Source organism: Vibrio sp. 1402 (assembly GCF_033340275.1).
In genome coordinates this window covers 13,329-29,972 of the sequence record NZ_JAWOWE010000004.1, presented here as the reverse complement: position 1 = coordinate 29,972, position 16,644 = coordinate 13,329, and the positions used below count along the sequence as shown (strand labels likewise).

The window sequence follows — 16,644 nt, the reverse complement described above, 5'->3', positions numbered from 1 at the left end:
TCCATAGAATATGGTTGAATTTGCACTTTAAAAATAATTGCCACTGTTCATAATTTCACTCGATTCAAACAACACAAGTAGTGGTAATTAAATGAAAATGACAAGAACGTCGATCGCAATCGCTGCACTTTTCTCTGCAAGTGCTGCAAATTCAGCCATAGTTTATGAAGATCAAGAATCAGTATTAAATATTCATGGCCGAGCGCAAGGGATGTATTATTTCTCTGATGATAAAAATGCTGACGGAGATAATAGCTACATTCGTGTAGGACTTTCAGGTGAGTCTAAAATAAATGAAGATCTTTATGCATTCGGCTTATATGAGTTGGAATTTAAGTCTAATCGCAGAGATGCTGATGGGATTGAAGATGATGAATTTGATATCCGAAAAGGCTATGTAGGAGTTGGTGCAGATTACGGAACAGTAAGTTATGGACGTCAATACGGTGCGGTCACTTTAGTATCTGACTACACGGATATTTTCCCGGAGTTTGGTAATGAAGCTGCTGGCGTAAGTGCGGATCTATATGGTACCGGTCGCTCCGATTCAGTATTTAAGCTAACGACAAGCTATGAAGGTTTGAATATTCATGTTAGCTATCAGGCTGAAAACGATGAAGTGTCAACAGATGCAGCCTCTTATGGTGCGGCGGCTGACTACAAGTTGCCATATGGCTTCAAAGTTGCGCTTGGTTACAACGAAGGTGAAGGGCAATCGGGTGCAGAAGATGCAGAGCTGCTAACGGGTGCTATTGCATTTGAATACGACAAGTTTTATGCCTCTGTTTTATACAGTGATGGTGAAAACTGGGCTAAAGATGGTTCTGAAAGTAATATTGATTACACCGGTATTGAAGCAGTTGCCACTTATGAAGTAACAGATAAGCTTTGGGCACTAGTTGGCTATAACAATCTAGAGCGTGATGATGAAGATGTCGTCGATTACTACTCACTAGGTGCAGAGTACGATTTGACTTCTAATTTTAAAGCACTAGCAGAATACAGAATTACAGATGTAGACAATGAAGACGATATTCTTGCAATAGCTGCGAGATATTCATTCTAAAAAAATTAATAAAGCTAAAAAGCCTGAAACTATTTTCAGGCTTTTTTATTTGTCGGTGTAATTTCATAAGTGCTGATTTTCATCCATATATAATGGATTATATTGATCGTTACTTGTTTAAGTGTTTTGAATATAATTGTTTTGTTAGCTAGTCCACTGCTAGTTTTCATTTTAATATTTTTTGAATGATGTATTTTTTCTTTGGCAACAAGAAGTGTCTTGTTGCCTTTTTTTATTTTCACGCTTTATGGTTAATTAAAACAAAAAGAGTTCTTTATATATTGCTATAAACGAGAAAAATATAACGACAATTGTCAATCTTAGGTTGAGTTAATCTTCATAAAAAAGTGAACTCAATTTCAAGGGTCTTTTTCATTTAAGTGATGTGGAATCCATATGGCGAACCAAGCGAATGACAAAGCCCCAAACGACGAAATGTATCTCAATGAAGATTGGAAAAATGATTTTTATGTAAACGATAGAGGTAGGGATTGATACTGCTTATGTAAGGAGAGAGCGATTTATGAAAAGCCGTCGTTTCAATATGATTAGACACCTTTACTTTCTTAAAATAGGAAGGGCTCTAAGAAAGTAAAGGTGCAGATGATTTTTAGTTTTTACCGCCGTCACTTGTTCTGAAGTGATAATTGAAGTTTATGATTGCACGATATTTAACTTCATCACGGTTAAGTGCGTATTCTTCAACTCTCACCTTACTATCATCGATTGCAATATCACGAGGGAAACCGCTTCCAATGATGTTTAGACGATTTCTAAGTTCATGTTTTGATAGCGTTTGGTATTCATCGACAAGATCAAACGCAGAGCTATAAGCGGCATCTTTTGTCGTAAAGTCATTGAGAACAACTTTGTTTGTAGAGTGTTCGACATGAATACCAGCAGTAGCAGATAAACTGAATAATAATAGTGATGAGAGCGTCATTAGTTTTTTCATATAGTCACCTTTTTATTTGTATTACAAAGTCAAGATGTCCAACGAATCCTTGTTAATATCTCTCGACAAAGGTGATAGTGCCACTATAGAAATGTGCTGTACATCACATTTGTGACCATTGACTATGGAAGAATTGTCAACAATAAAACTCAAGCACTTTTGACATTACGGTCAATGTGAAAAAGCGAATATCTGTATGGTTTCGTTAATAATTAAACCACTCTCGGAAACGCTGACTATTCAGTCAAAGCGTATGTTTCTTGTCGTTATAGTGACCTGCCTACAACTTAATCACTTAATGCATGCAATTCAATTGCAATGGCTTGGTATAGATTTTCATTCAGATCTTCCAGCGTAGTAACGATCCTACAAATTCTAGTGATTAAAAAGTCATTATTTGTGGTTTTTTATTCTATTGTCGTGTATAAAAAAACTTTACAACAAATGATAAAGGAATATCCATGAAAAAGTTATTGTGTTTTGCTGCACTGGGGTTAGCTGTTTCGACGACGGTTAATGCAGACCCAATTTTAGACGACATCAAAAGTACAGGGGAGCTAAAAGTCTGCTTTGATTCTGGGTATATGCCTTTTGAAATGACAGCAAAAAATGGGCAGTACATCGGGTTTGATATCGATTTGGGTAAGCAAATGGCGCGTGCCATGGATGTTAAGTTTGTGCCGGTAAACACTTCATGGGATGGCATTATCCCAACACTGTTGACTGGTAAGTGTCACATGATTATGGGCGGGATGACTATCACACCTATGCGAAATACTCAGGTGAATTTCGCTGATCCCTATGTGGTTATTGGCCAATCCATTCTCGTAGATCTCAAACATGAAGGTAAAGTGTCTAGTTACCGAGATCTCAATAGTCCAGAATATGTTGTTGCAACTAAGCTTGGGACAACGGGTGAGCAAGCGGTAAAACGATACCTTCCGAAAGCTAAGATAAATCTATACGAAACTCAGTCTGAAGCGGTACTTGAGGTTGCCAACGGAAAGGTAGATGCGTTTGTTTATGACTTTCCTTACAACTCTATTTATGTGGCGGAAAACAAAGGGCAGTTAATGCACTTGGCTAAACCGTTTACTTACGAGCCTTTGGGTTGGGCTGTGCCGCAAGGAAATCCAGATACGCTCAACTTCTTAAACAACTATTTACGTCAAATTAAGGGCGATGGAACTTACGATCGCATTTACGATAAGTGGTTTAACGACGATAAATGGTTAAAGCAAGTCAAGTAATCATATTGTTATTGTAGAGGAGCGGTTAGCTTCTGGCTTGGTTCATCGCCAACCAAACGGTTCGCGCTGTGAAGCTAACGCTTTTCTTTATTCAAATACCCAACCAACTTTAATCAAAGTCATTCTCGGAATCACATGCAAAATAACTTTAAATCCCTATTGTGGAACGCTGTTTTTGTTCTTGTTTTGCTATCAATTTGCGGTCTTGTCTATCTGTCAGGTAAGCGAATCGATTACAGCTGGAATTGGGAGCGTGTCCTTCCTTATATTGCCACTAACGCTGCTTCATCCATTACCGCGCCTGTCGATGGGAACATCATTCTCGACGAGAATAACCAACTGGCTCTGGAGAGTATTCATGGTGATATTGTTCTTGAACTAAGCCAATATAAGTCTGTGGACGTCTATGAAGGTGATCTTATTTTTGAAGGAGATACCTTAGCAACTATAAAAGAGTGGCGCTCTGGCCCAATTTTAGATGGTGTTGTGACGACCATTAAAATCTCACTCTGGTCACTTATCATTGCTCTAGCGTTGGGCTTAGTTGTCGGACTAATGCGTATATCCAGCAATCCGGCATTAAAAAAGCTGGCGCTTGTGTATGTCGAGGTTATTCGTGGAACGCCTCTTTTAGTACAGATTTTTATCGTTTACTTCTTTATTGGTACTGTGCTTGACCTTGAGCGTTTTACTGCGGGAGTGATAGCGCTCTCCGTGTTTACCGCTGCTTATGTCGCAGAAATTGTGCGGTCAGGAATCCAGTCAATCCCAAGAGGACAAATGGAAGCGGCGCGTTCACTAGGAATGAATTATCCCAAAGCGATGATTTATGTCATTTTACCTCAAGCGTTTAAGCAGACATTACCTCCCTTAGCCGGGCAGTTTATCAACCTGATAAAAGATTCCTCACTCGTCTCCGTGATTTCGATTACTGATCTGACAAAAGCGGGCAGGGAAGTCGTAAGTGGTAGTTTTGCCCCATTTGAAGTTTGGTTTACCGTTGCGGCCCTTTATTTGCTTCTAACTAGTACCTTATCTTGGGCAATACAAACGTTAGAAAAGAAATTGGCAGCAAGTGATTAATGGTGGAGTCATTAATGGAATACATTATTTCAGCAAAAACAATTAATAAAATTTACCCTAATGGCTGCCATGCGCTCAAGGACGTATCGGTAAATGTAGAAAAAGGGGAAGTGATTGTCATCGTAGGACCGTCAGGTTCTGGTAAGTCAACATTCTTACGGACGATCAATCAATTAGAGACAATAAATAGTGGGTCTATAATCGTAGATGGTATCGATATGTACCACAAATCTACGGATATCAATAAACTACGCGCTGATGTGGGCATGGTATTTCAAGGCTTCAACCTTTTTCCACATAAAACGGCGATAGAGAACGTCATGTTAGCACCTTTAAAGGTTTCTAAACGTGACCCTGAATCGGTGAAGAAAGAAGCAAAAGATTTGCTTTATAAAGTCGGTCTGTCGGAGAGAATGGATAATTATCCTAATCATTTATCAGGCGGACAGCAGCAGCGCGTCGCAATCGCTCGTGCGTTAGCAATGAAGCCCAACATTATGTTGTTTGATGAACCCACATCAGCACTAGACCCTGAAATGGTTGGAGAAGTTCTTGATGTGATGAAAGATTTGGCCAAGGACGGAATGACCATGGTCGTGGTTACTCATGAAATGGGTTTCGCAAAAGAGGTCGCTGATAGGGTGTTGTTTATGGAAGATGGTGAGCTTTTGGTTTCTGACTCTCCTGAGCGATTTTTTGATAACCCCACCAACCCTAGATTGCAGAAGTTTTTATCTAAAGTCTTATAATAAAAAGAAAATTTGATTGAGGGCGAGTCCCTCAATCACTTCATGCACTATTGTGGCTCGTAACGCTCGCCTCGCCGAGAGACATAGATAATGGGCTTTTACTCGAAGTTAATGGCGATAACATTAGCTTGGTCCGAATGAAAGGTCTGGTAAATACTAGAGTGTTTAATCAGCCATTAAGTCTTTGTTCACTTTAAACATAACAATTTCATTTTGAATTGATAAAAATTGTGTTTGAATAGAGTTTATGGATGTTTGGCGGTATGGATGTCTAAATGAAGAAAGTAACAATTTTAGATGGTGGCATGGGGCGAGAGTTAAAACGTATTGGCGCCCCTTTTTCTCAGCCGCTTTGGAGTGCACAAGCGCTAATTGAATCACCACAATATGTAAAAATGGCACATGAGAATTTCATAGACGCTGGCGCAGAGATTATCACTGTCAACAGTTATGCATGTGTTCCATTTCACTTAGGCGAGGAACTCTATGCAAAACGGGGGACTGAGTTAGCAAAATCTGCAGCTAAAATTGCCAGAGATGTAGTCACCAGCTCTAACGATAGAGTGCTCGTTGCGGGTTCTCTTCCTCCTGTAATGGGGTCTTACAGGCCTGAATTATTCGAGCCGAAAAGGGCACTGGAAGTGGCTTCTGAGTTATTTGAAGCTCAAGATCAATATGTTGATATTTGGTTAGCTGAGACCGTGTCTAGCCTCGCTGAAGTTGAAGTTCTATCAATAATTTTAGCCAAAACAGATAAGCCCAATTATCTTGCTTTCACCTTAATGGATGAGCCTAACTCTTTGCCTCGCCTTCGCTCAGGGGAATCTCTTAAAGTCGCGGTCAATACGCTGTTGAAAACAAATGTTTCAGGTATCTTTTTCAATTGCTCTATTCCTGAAGTTGTCGAGCAAGCGATCATTGATACACAAGCAGTATTGTGTGAGTCAGGTAGAGAATTGACGATAGGTGTTTTCGCAAATAGCTTTGCTCCGATAAAGCAAGCGCACCAAGCCAACGAGACCATTCAGGAAGTTCGTCATTTCTCTCCGACTGAATATCTTGAGTATGCTAAAAAGTGGCATGCGCAGGGAGCGAGCATTATTGGTGGTTGCTGTGGGATTGAACCACGTCATATTAAATTGCTAGCGACTTGGAGAGACACTCTCGAAAACGCCTAATTTTGGTGAAGCGCAGGGAAGCATGACAAGAGATTTTGTTTTTCATTCATCGTTATAGATAAAATAAAAGTCTTTCGTATCTGGCAAAGTAACAAGATGCTTTAACTTGCTCATTACTTTGCCAGTGTGCCTCGAGATTTTTATTAATTATTTTTGGTTCAGATTAACGACAATCTTTCCAACTGTTCTCTGATTTCGCATGTCCAAGAGTGCGTTACCTACATCTTCTAAGCCGATGATCTTCAGTTTCGGTACTTCCAATTCTCCATTTTCTAATAGCTCAGACACTTCCTTTCCGGCATTAACGATACTTGCAAACCCTCTCTCGCCAAAGACATGACCAGAGCCCAAACTTATTTGGTGGAAGCCCAAGCCTTTTAAGAAGGCATCTGGATATTGAGAAGGGTCGACAGTCTTGACGAGCTCCACCATTTCGCCCTCAAAGGTTAACACCGAGGTTGCAATTCGGTCGTTATCACCGCCTACACAATCGAGTGCAACCTCAACGCCATGATTTCCGGTAATGTCCATTACTCGCTGAACTACATCTTCATGATGATAATCAATCATATGGGTTGCTCCTAACGAGGACAAATATGCGTGATTAGCTTCTGAACTAGTAGCAATGATCTGTTCAACACCAAATGTCTTTGCTAACTGAATAGCAAAGCTTCCAACGCCGCCAGCACCTCCGGCGATAAAAATGCTGCTTCGATTTGAAATATCGAGCTTGTCTACCAAAGCGCGATATGCGGTCCAGGCTGCACAAGGTGTAGATGCTGCTACTTCAACCGGAACCTGAGGGTGCTTTATGAGCGTTCTTGAATCATGGATAGCAAATTCAGCGAATCCACCGTGATGGCGTCTCATGTTTCCGTGATACAACACTTTATCGCCAACCTTCCAATCAACGACCGCATCGCCTACAGAGACTATTTCTCCTGATACGTCTAACCCGCCAACAAAATTGTTATCCATGTTAGTGACCATGTCTGACCAATAATGAATTTTTGCATCGACAGGGTTCAAACCAACAGCGTTAACTTTAACCAATACATCAAATTGGGTTTCTAGTTTTGGTGTAGGTAATTCGGATAAAGAGAAAGTATCGTTATCTCGTTGGTAAGTTATCGCTCTCATAGGTTTTCCTTATTATTAAGAATGGTCGAAAGTCATACTAACTCAGAGGGTAGTACTGTAATAATTATGGTTTTTTCTTATTTTGATAATTTTAGGTTATGTTTGATAAAAAGGATTCGAGATGCTCTGAAATTATCATCGACAACCAGTCTGCATAGCTAATGACATGTAACTTTATGATAAGTAATGACTAGTTTTATTATTCCATTTTTATGGAAATATTTTGTTGATCTTTTGTTTTGTGATTCTATAATTCCAGAAATATCGAAATAAAGGCTTATCTATCAGGTAAGCTTGTTAGCGAAAAATGACGAGGAGAGTAAATGTGAATACAGAAATTATAATTATGGCTAAAGAAGCGCTGGATATGTTTGCGTTTCTAGCAACCGAACTTATCATCTTATTTCTGGCAATTAGCTACATTGTCGGTGTGTTGCAAGATTTTCTAACGCCAGAAAAAATTCAATCTATTCTCAGCTCGAAAAAGGGTAAAGGTTACTTCATTGCTGCGTTGCTAGGTTCGATTACGCCTTTCTGTTCGTGTTCGACCATTCCTTTCTTAAAAGGCTTGTTGCGTGCAAGAGCAGGTTTTGGACCTATGATGGTGTTCCTATTTGCAAGCCCGTTGCTTAACCCAGTGATTATTGGCTTGTTTGTGGTGACTTTTGGTTGGAAAGTTGCGGTATTTTACTTTGCTATCGCGATGTCAGTATCGGTGGTAGCAGGCTATGTACTTGAAAAACTAGGGTTTGAACGTTACGTCAAACCAGAAGCATATCAAGCGGTAGGTTCTTCTTCGTGCGGTACTTCTTGTGGCGATTCAAGCAAGAAAAAAGAAGAAGTGAGACCAGCACCAATCTGTGGTACCAGCGCCTGCAATGAACCTACGCCAGTTGCGGCGAAAACATCTTGCTGTGGTGATGCACCAAAACCTGAACCTAAAGTGGAAGTGTCCTGCTGTTCATCAGACGGTAGTGCAACAGCGACAGTCGTGGAAGAGAAAGAGCCTAGCCGCTGGGTACGTATTTGGCAATCAACTTGGAAAGACTTTAAGCAAGTGTTCCCTTATCTCATGATGGGCATTGCGATTGGTTCATTTATCTATGGCTTCATCCCGACGGAGTTCATTGCGGAGTTCGCTGGTGAAGCGAAGTGGTACGCGATTCCGGTCGCAGCAATCATTGGTATTCCATTGTACATCCGTGCAGAGGCGGTCATTCCACTTAGCGCGGCACTAGTACAAAAAGGTATGGCTCTTGGATCTGTTATGGCGCTTATTATTGGTAGTGCTGGCGCAAGTCTTACAGAAGTGATTTTGTTGAAATCAATTTTTAAGAACCAAATGATCGCTGCCTTCCTAATCGTTATCTTAACGATGGCCATGGGAGCGGGTTACTTATATACGTGGGTTTTTTTATAAAAATAACCCTCGGGCGACTGCTCGAGGGCTCTGTTTTTGTCGCCATATAGGGAAAGGGAAGTTTCCTATACCGCGCAGGCTATAAAAAAATAGCGAGGTTACTCGTAAATACTATAGGAGAAATATTTGCTGGCGATGGTTTTATGCTTACCGCTCTGGATCAATTTTTGTATTCCGCTATCGAGTAATGCTTTTAATTCTTTGTCTTGTTTTCTCACTGCTACGCCAATGCCACGGCCGAACCACTTTTCCTCTGTAAACGCTGGTCCAGTAAAGTGATAGCCTTCACCTTGTGCAGTTTCAAGAAAACCAGCACTTAAACCGATTGAGCCGCCAAATACAGCATCTAACCGTCCATTGAGTAGATCGGTAAATGCCTCATCGAACGTACCATAACGACGAATATCAATATCTGGATACAAGGCAGAAAGGTACTTATCACCAATTGTGGCTCTTTGAACTCCAATAGATAAACGATTTAGGCTGCCGTCATCCATGTTGATTTCTCTATCATTTTTCATTACAAAACGAGTCGGTACTTTTGCATAAGGGACGGTGAAATCGACTTTCTTTTCTCGTTCTTCTGTGATTGTCATTGCAGCAATAATCGCATCGTTCTTGCGACTAAGGAGAGAAGGGATGATGCCATCCCAATCCATTTTTGAGATAACGCACTTTACTTCTAACTCTTTGCATAACGCGTTAGCGAGGTCGACTTCAAACCCTTCTAGCTTTCCCTCTTTTGTCGTCCAGCTAAATGGGGGGTAAGCCCCTTCAACAGTGAAGCGAATTTGTTTCCACTCTTTCGCATGGCTGAAAACTGAAAATAAGCTAATAAACAATACGACTATCCATTTCATAAACGTTTCCTTGTAACTATTTGGAAACCAATGTTTAACACAAAGTAAGCAAATATCAATGAAAGTGCATATATGTGTGACCTTTCGCCCGCATTGTGTGAGCGAAAGGTTTTACGTGTATTACAGCTTATCTTCAATAGTTACGAGGGGAACTCTCGTTGAGACAGCGTGAAGTGCAATGTTGTGAATCATTTCATCGACCGTGGTACAGCTATCGATTAAGATCGAAACATCATACTTGTCCGCAGATTTTGAGATAGCAGTATGTGTCACGCAGTTTTGTGTCATCATTCCGCATACAAGTAACTCCGTTACATTTTTGCTTGCCAATACTTCTTCTAAACGTGTTCCTTCAAAGCTATCTGCGAAGTGCTTTACCACGATTTCGGAATTCGGCGCTAAAGCAAGAACTTCTGGGTGAATATTGGCACCGTCGCTGCCTTCATTGAAGAATGGGGCAATACCCATGGCAGGGTCGGCAATATGCTGAATATGAATCACAGGAATGTTTTGCTCATTGGCTTTAGTTATTGCTCTCTTAACATTGTCTAAAGTCGATTCTGTATTCCATAAAGGAAACTTTCCTTCTGGGAAATAGTCGTTTTGCAAATCAATTACAAGTAGGGCTTTTTGAGTCATTTTCTTTTCCTTTTATTGAGGATCATTGCGGTAAGAATAATATAAAGACTTTTAGCTACCTTCTTTAGAGTCTAAAATGACACAAAAGAGTCAAAAAGCGACACTTGAAGATAATTGAAAATGAAAATAGCACTCGTTAATTACCCAGATAGCTCGCAAGCCTCCGTATATGGTTTAAGCGAACTCTTCGAGATGGCAAACCGTGCGGCGGCTAAATTGGGCGTTGATGTACACTTTGAAGTAGAGATATTGGATCACTGGTCAAACACGCACTTCGATGTGAAAACAGCGGTAATGATTCCGCCTAGCGGCACTGGTCAATATTACTTAGAACCAGAGCCAGAGCTACTCGACTGGTTAAAAGTCCAATATAGTAAAGGTGCGATTTTAGCCTCCGCCTGCGCTGGTACTTTTATTCTTGCTCAAACCCAGTTGTTGACCAATAAGTCTTGTACGACACACTGGGGCTTGGCTCCTTCATTAGCGAGTCAGTTTCCCGATATCCACGTAAGACAAGAAGCCATCCTTATTAACGAAGGAACGATCATTACGGCTGGGGGTATGATGTCATGGGTGGATTTAGGTTTGGAGTTGGTTTCCTTATTTGCGTCACCGGCAGTAATGCGCCTGTTAGGAAAAATGTTGGTTATTGATACTGGTCCGAGAGAGCAACGCTTTTATCAACAGTTTACTCCAAACTTCCAACATGGTGATGAGGTAATTGTTCAAATACAGCACTATATAAACGATCATTATCAAGGAAAACTGAGCAATAAAGAGCTTGCAGAGTTGAGTTGTTTAACAGAAAGGACATTGCAGCGACGCTTTAAAAAGGCGACAGGTTTCAATGTTAACCAATACATACAAAGCTTAAGAGTACAAAAAGCTTGTGATTTACTTGAGTCGACAACCCTAACATTTGACGCAATATCATTTAGAGTGGGTTACCAAGATGTGAGCGCGTTCAGGAAAATATTTAATAGAATCGTAGGGTTAACACCGAAGTCGTTCAGATCTCGGTTCTGTTCATGAACGCCAGAAGTAAGATAATGTTGGTATTAAACATTTATAACTCAGAAGCAAACACCGCATATTTTTACAAGCTGGCTTAGCGTGATGAAAAGGGATAACAAGCTAAGCCAACCGTAGCGTACTCCTAATTACTGAACATTTTGTAGAATGCTTAAAGGGTTCTCAAATTACAATGACTTGTATAGGTCGTTGTTAATCACAAAAGCTATGTGATTTCCAAAACCAGTTTCCCAATATGTTGCTTGCGTGAAAATACTTCTTGCGCTTGACCTATCTGGTTTAAGGGAAATGACTCCGCGACTAAGGGGCGAATTGCGTTCTGTTCGATATAGCGAACCAAGTTACCGAATACTTCTGGTGCCAAAACGGTACAACCAAATAACGCTAGGTCTTTAAGGTAAAGAGTTCTTACATCCAGCTCGACAATTGGACCGCCTATGGCGCCGGAAACAGCGTATCTTGATCCTGGTTTTAGTACCTGAAGAAATTGTGGCCACTGCTCTCCTGCGACCAGATCAATCACTACGTCAACGCTGTTTTCTCCGAGAGTCGCCGGCAAATTTGCATCGCGAGGGATAACTTGGTTTGCTCCTAATGCCGTGATCTGTTCTTTCTTTTCTGGGCTGGCGATAGCAATGACGTATGCTCCACGCGCCTTCGCCAGTTGGATTGCGGCAGAGCCAACACCGCCGGATGCCCCTGAAATCAGTACGGTATCGCTCGCTGTGACATTAGAGCGGACAAGCATGTTCTCGGCAGTTGAATAAGAACAAGGGAAGGAGGCCAAGTCGATATCCGATAAACTACTATTCACTGCATATGCATGTTCACTGTCAACAACAGTGAACTGAGCAAAGCCACCATCACATTCTGAACCGAAGTACCAAGGCGAGCTAAGTGCTTGACTGTTGAAGCGCGTAATACATGGTTCGATAAGCACACGCTGACCGATTCGTGATGGGCAGATATTCTCACCAACAGCGACGATGGTACCGCATACATCGGCACCTTGGATTCGAGGGAGAGATAGCGCGTCTCCTGACCAGCTTGCATCCATGCTATTGGCGTCGTTTTTAGAATACCATGCTGTTCGGGTATTGATGTCGGTGTTATTGACTCCGGCGGCGGCAACTTGGATCAATACATCATCAGGCGAGGGGACTGGTACAGGTAGATCATCGCGGTAACGAAGCATATCTGGCCCACCATGACCGATAAGTTGGACGCCTTTCATGACTTTCGGGATTGTGGTCATTGATTGTTCTCCTTCATTAGTTCTAGCAGAGTGTGTTCAGCGGATGCAAAGGCAGCGTGACCGAGAATCGGCCATGCGTTGGATAAACCTTCATGTAACAAGAAGAGTGTGGTTGCGAGGTCTTCTCGCTGACTTAGTTGGCCCATAAGCTGACGGACCGCCAATTTGTGTTGTTTTACTGCTTGATTAATTGATAGATTTTCTGGATAGGCTGCTAATGCATTGATGGACATGCAGCCATTCGGTGCAAACTCCTTCATCCAATCCTCGAGGCGAGTGAATAGGTGTAATACAGCCGGTGTTCCATTGGCAGGGGCGTCTTCGAGCAAAAAACTCAAATACCTTTGATGGCGATGCTCAAGAGCTGCAACAATCATCGCTTCCTTGGAGGGGTAGTATTTGTACAGGGTTCTCAGGCTGACTTCGCAGGCGTTTTTGAGTTGGGGTACGCTCGGCTCGGCGAAGCCATACTGACTGAATGCTTTTTCTAGGCTTGCTGCGATTTTTTCTTTCACTATTTGATACACCAGGTAGAACGTTTGTTTTACCTAAGGGTAGAATAAACTTTCTACCTCAGTCAATGGTGTATTTAAACTCTGTATTGAAAGCCCGACGTAATGCCGGGCTAACTTAAGTGATTTTTATCGATTTGGAACGTGAATCAGTGTGCCGTTGCGGGCTGCTCTCCACGCTTGTCTAGCATTCCGCTGAAACGGGTTAGTAGTAGAGCACCTAATACTACGATCGCGCCAATCCAAGGTGTGTGCATCAGCCCAGCATTGGCCACGATAAGGCCACCGCCCCAAGAACCCAGTGCAATACCTACGTTAAATGCAGCAATGTTGAGACCAGAAGCGACGTCGACTGCATCAGGTGAATATTTCTCTGCTAGTTTGACAACATAAACTTGAAGTCCTGGAACGTTACCAAAGGCAAAGGCACCCCAGACAAGAATGGTCACTACTGCAGAAATTGGATTAAATGCTGTGACACTAAACACGAGCAATACCACAATTAGGCCTGAGAAAATCGCTGTCAGAGCTTTGATTGGCCCCATAGAGTCGGCCATCTTTCCGCCCCAGATGTTGCCGAATGCGACTGATACACCATAAACCAACATAATTAGGCTGATAGCGCTAGAGCCAAACCCCGAAACTTCTTCCAAAATAGGAGCCAAGTAAGTGAAGGCTGTGAACGTACCACCGTAACCGAGCGCGGTGATTGCGTACACCAAAAGTAGACGAGGTTGAGTCAAGACTTTTACTTGCGATGACAGCTTGGTTGCTGGTGGTTGTTTCAGATTACTCGGCACTAGCAGAGCGCTTCCTATCAGTGCGATGATTCCAAGGATCGCGACGATTAGGAAGGTTGCCTGCCAACCAAATGTCTGGCCAATCCAGGTGCCAAGTGGCACGCCCGTCACCAGAGCTACGGTGAGACCGGTAAACATAATAGCAATTGCGCTAGCGGCTTTTTCTTTTGACACTAGGCCAGTGGCGATAGTCGAGCCGATCGAAAAGAACACACCGTGTGCAAGCCCGGTCAGTATCCTTGCTGTAACTAGTGTGTTGTATCCAGGTGCTTGCCAGGCTAACAGATTGCCAAGAACAAACAGTGCCATAACAGAAAGCAGAACGTACTTTCTTTTCCAGTTACCAGTCAGCGCTGTTAAAACGGGAGCACCAACCGCGACACCAAGTGCGTACAGGCTAACTAAAAGACCCGCTGAAGGTAATGATACGTTGAGGTCGGAGGCCATAGTCGGTATCAGACCGACAATTACAAACTCCGTGGTTCCAATAGCAAAGGCGCTCAGCGTCAATGCAAGTAAAGCTAAAGGCATAACAACTCTCTCTTATAATCATTGAATATGAATGGATAAACGAATAGCCCGTCTCCATGTCGTGTATTATTAAAGAGTTATTCGTTGCGAAAAATGGTGTTTATTACAAAATACTTTTGTTATAAGTGAAGGAAATGCGCAGTTAGGAAAGGGGATGAAATGTTAACCCGATCAGATGAATTAGAGATTCTTATGGCAGTTGTGGATAGTGGTGGATTTTCTTCCGCTGCTGATGCACTAGGTATTCAAGTCGCTAGGGTATCTCGTGCGGTTAGTAAAGTTGAATCACAGTTGGGGGTAACCTTGCTGAATCGCACGACACGCAGAGTGGAAGTTACTGAGGAAGGGCATCAGTTTGTTGAAGCGGTTCGCTTAGGTTTACTACAAATACAGCAAGCTGAAGAAGAGATCATCACACGAGGTGAATTACCCAAGGGGCGCTTAAGAGTTGATGCCGCTAGCCCATTTGTTTTACATCAACTCGTGCCTTTAATTCAGCCATTTAAAGAGGCTTATCCTGATATTCAACTCGATCTTACCTCTAATGAGGGTTTTGTGGATCTATTGGAAAAAAGAACCGATGTGGCGATACGTATTGGACGATTATCGGATTCAACACTGCATGCTAAACCTTTAGGAACAAGCCCACTATTTATCGTTGCCACGCCTGGTTATTTATCTAAACGAGGTTTCCCTGAAGCGGTGAGCGATTTGCGCAGTCATAACTTGATCGGTTTTTCTGGCGCTAAAGTGTTAAATCAGTGGCCATTACGAGGGTTTGAGATGATAGAGCCTGATACCCTATCCAGCAGTGGTGAAACGGTTAGACAGTTAGTGCTGGCAGGGAACGGCATTGCATGTTTATCTGGCTTTATGGTGAAAGATGATCTTGATTCTGGACGGTTAGTGGCATTGTTTGAATCGGAAAAAATCACAAATACTGGACGAGAACAGGTCAATGCTGTCTTCTACAAATCTTCTTCAGTCTCTAAACGTATTTCCGCGTTCATCGACTTTATTCAACCAAGACTTACTTTAAAATAACTCTATTATTGTTGTTTTAACAAAAGAGTTTTGTCGTTATTGCAGCTTTTGTTTTTCCAAGTGCCAAGCCTAGCGTGCCACCCCTTAGTAAGGTGGCACATATTTTTATTTGATCTTAGTTAAAGCGTGGCAACACGTACTGAGCGATCTGTTCCATTGATTTCTCAATTGGTTGGTTATTACGACGGAAATGCAACCCGATGTGATTGACTCCTGCTTCTTGCATTTTTTCTAGCTCATCGCTCAAGCCATTGACTCCGGCCCGGATACCAAAATGATGCCGAACGACTGGTGCATTTGGGTTATCGACTAAATCAAGATGAATGAAGCTGGCGTAGGGTTTGTTTCCCGCTACGGAGCGCCAAAGTGCAACGCGGTGTTCATGATCATCAGGTGTGCCTGGGTAGGCGAGCCAGCCGTCTAGGTTTTCTCCTATCCATTGTGGACTTTGCTGCGCTAACCCTGCGACATAGATAGGAATATCAGCAAACTCGGGTAATAACTGTAGATCGTTACCCAGCTTATCATTTTGCGTATCTTTCAAAATCTCTACACTTTCTCGAAAAGCCGAGCCACGGCTGTCAAAGTTAGCGTTAAAAACGGGATATTCACTAGGACGGTCTCCACTAGCCACACCGAGTATCAGGCGGTCACCACTTAACTCGTTGATGGTCGCAGCGGCTTTTTTCACTAGCCAAGGTTGTCTTAACGGTAATACTATCGCTGCTGTCCCTAGTAGAATGTTGTCGGTGCACGCAGAGAGATAGCCAAGATAACTGAACGGTTCATAAATTTGTGCCGCGTCTCCAAAGTTAGGGTCGTACAACGGGACATCTCTCACCCACGCTACGTTAAAGCCTAACTTATCGGCTAACATAATACGCTGTTTATGTGCACTCATGTCTGGTACGCCGAACGGTTTTCGTTGGAGCAGGCGTTTTTTCTGGCCTTCTTGGCTCCAGTCATTATCTAGGGGGAGCTCAACCCCGATGGTGAATCTGTTACTTAAATCTTTATGCATTATGAAGCCTGACTATTACTGTGAGTACTAGGAGGCAAGGTGCCTCCCTGATATTCAGGACACTATGAGATTTTTGTTGTGAGAAAAAGCGGCAAAAAGACAAAAGTGT

The 16,644-nt window shown here is 42.3% G+C and carries 16 protein-coding genes; 8 read left to right on the top strand and 8 right to left on the bottom strand.

The features are described 5' to 3' along the window. The first annotated feature begins 91 nt into the window (after positions 1-91). On the top strand, positions 92-1,066 hold the full coding sequence (locus tag R7044_RS08970) for a porin (RefSeq protein ID WP_053304411.1): 975 nt from the start codon (positions 92-94) through the stop codon (positions 1,064-1,066). A gap of 610 nt (positions 1,067-1,676) precedes the next feature. Here the strand turns inward: R7044_RS08970 and R7044_RS08965 are convergent. Beyond that, the gene (locus R7044_RS08965; RefSeq protein WP_104979228.1) at positions 1,677-2,021 is read right to left on the bottom strand and encodes a DUF3316 domain-containing protein; all 345 of its coding nucleotides are present in this window, start codon (positions 2,019-2,021) and stop codon (positions 1,677-1,679) included. 461 nt (positions 2,022-2,482) lie between these two features. Here R7044_RS08965 and R7044_RS08960 point away from each other — a divergent pair, with 461 nt between their 5' ends. From R7044_RS08960 to R7044_RS08945, 4 genes are all read left to right on the top strand, one after another. Then, complete coding sequence (locus R7044_RS08960; protein WP_005377324.1) at positions 2,483-3,271, top strand: transporter substrate-binding domain-containing protein; 789 nt, start codon at positions 2,483-2,485, stop codon at positions 3,269-3,271. A gap of 135 nt (positions 3,272-3,406) precedes the next feature. Beyond that, positions 3,407-4,354 (top strand): amino acid ABC transporter permease, encoded by a 948-nt coding sequence (locus R7044_RS08955; protein WP_005377325.1) that lies wholly within the window; start codon positions 3,407-3,409, stop codon positions 4,352-4,354. Positions 4,355-4,368: 14 nt separating this feature from the next. Beyond that, complete coding sequence (locus tag R7044_RS08950) at positions 4,369-5,103, top strand: amino acid ABC transporter ATP-binding protein (protein WP_170893395.1); 735 nt, start codon at positions 4,369-4,371, stop codon at positions 5,101-5,103. 275 nt (positions 5,104-5,378) lie between these two features. Then, positions 5,379-6,281, top strand: coding sequence for a homocysteine S-methyltransferase family protein (locus R7044_RS08945; protein WP_225455483.1), 903 nt, complete (start codon positions 5,379-5,381; stop codon positions 6,279-6,281). 147 nt (positions 6,282-6,428) lie between these two features. Here the strand turns inward: R7044_RS08945 and R7044_RS08940 are convergent, their stop codons facing one another. After that, positions 6,429-7,421, bottom strand: coding sequence for a zinc-binding dehydrogenase (locus tag R7044_RS08940; protein WP_225455482.1), 993 nt, complete (start codon positions 7,419-7,421; stop codon positions 6,429-6,431). A gap of 346 nt (positions 7,422-7,767) precedes the next feature. Between R7044_RS08940 and R7044_RS08935 the strand changes: the two genes are divergently transcribed. Then, entirely contained in the window at positions 7,768-8,841 is a 1,074-nt protein-coding gene (locus R7044_RS08935; RefSeq protein ID WP_249372649.1) for a permease, read from the top strand. 98 nt (positions 8,842-8,939) lie between these two features. Here R7044_RS08935 and R7044_RS08930 read toward each other — a convergent pair whose 3' ends face one another. Both R7044_RS08930 and R7044_RS08925 read right to left on the bottom strand, forming a co-directional pair. Continuing rightward, complete coding sequence (locus R7044_RS08930; protein WP_005388903.1) at positions 8,940-9,701, bottom strand: transporter substrate-binding domain-containing protein; 762 nt, start codon at positions 9,699-9,701, stop codon at positions 8,940-8,942. A 120-nt stretch (positions 9,702-9,821) separates the two neighbouring features. After that, positions 9,822-10,340: a cysteine hydrolase family protein gene (locus R7044_RS08925; RefSeq protein WP_025768146.1), complete on the bottom strand. Its 519-nt coding sequence runs from the start codon at positions 10,338-10,340 to the stop codon at positions 9,822-9,824. 120 nt (positions 10,341-10,460) lie between these two features. Between R7044_RS08925 and R7044_RS08920 the strand changes: the two genes are divergently transcribed. Beyond that, positions 10,461-11,372 (top strand): GlxA family transcriptional regulator, encoded by a 912-nt coding sequence (locus R7044_RS08920; RefSeq protein WP_225455481.1) that lies wholly within the window; start codon positions 10,461-10,463, stop codon positions 11,370-11,372. A gap of 205 nt (positions 11,373-11,577) precedes the next feature. Here R7044_RS08920 and R7044_RS08915 read toward each other — a convergent pair whose 3' ends face one another. The 3 genes from R7044_RS08915 to R7044_RS08905 all read right to left on the bottom strand — a co-directional run bounded on the left by R7044_RS08915 (position 11,578) and on the right by R7044_RS08905 (position 14,470). Next, the gene (locus tag R7044_RS08915; RefSeq protein WP_225455480.1) at positions 11,578-12,627 is read right to left on the bottom strand and encodes an alcohol dehydrogenase family protein; all 1,050 of its coding nucleotides are present in this window, start codon (positions 12,625-12,627) and stop codon (positions 11,578-11,580) included. Continuing rightward, complete coding sequence (locus R7044_RS08910) at positions 12,624-13,145, bottom strand: TetR/AcrR family transcriptional regulator (RefSeq protein ID WP_176311288.1); 522 nt, start codon at positions 13,143-13,145, stop codon at positions 12,624-12,626. Before R7044_RS08910 ends, R7044_RS08915 begins: the two co-directional genes overlap by 4 nt. A gap of 143 nt (positions 13,146-13,288) precedes the next feature. After that, the gene (locus tag R7044_RS08905) at positions 13,289-14,470 is read right to left on the bottom strand and encodes an MFS transporter (RefSeq protein WP_176310984.1); all 1,182 of its coding nucleotides are present in this window, start codon (positions 14,468-14,470) and stop codon (positions 13,289-13,291) included. Between the two features lie 159 nt (positions 14,471-14,629). On the opposite strand from R7044_RS08905, the gene R7044_RS08900 reads away from it, so the two are divergent. After that, positions 14,630-15,514 (top strand): LysR family transcriptional regulator, encoded by an 885-nt coding sequence (locus R7044_RS08900; RefSeq protein ID WP_033906135.1) that lies wholly within the window; start codon positions 14,630-14,632, stop codon positions 15,512-15,514. A gap of 115 nt (positions 15,515-15,629) precedes the next feature. On the opposite strand, the gene R7044_RS08895 is transcribed toward R7044_RS08900, so the two are convergent. Then, positions 15,630-16,535, bottom strand: coding sequence for a TIGR03571 family LLM class oxidoreductase (locus tag R7044_RS08895; RefSeq protein ID WP_225455479.1), 906 nt, complete (start codon positions 16,533-16,535; stop codon positions 15,630-15,632). Positions 16,536-16,644: the final 109 nt, after the last annotated feature.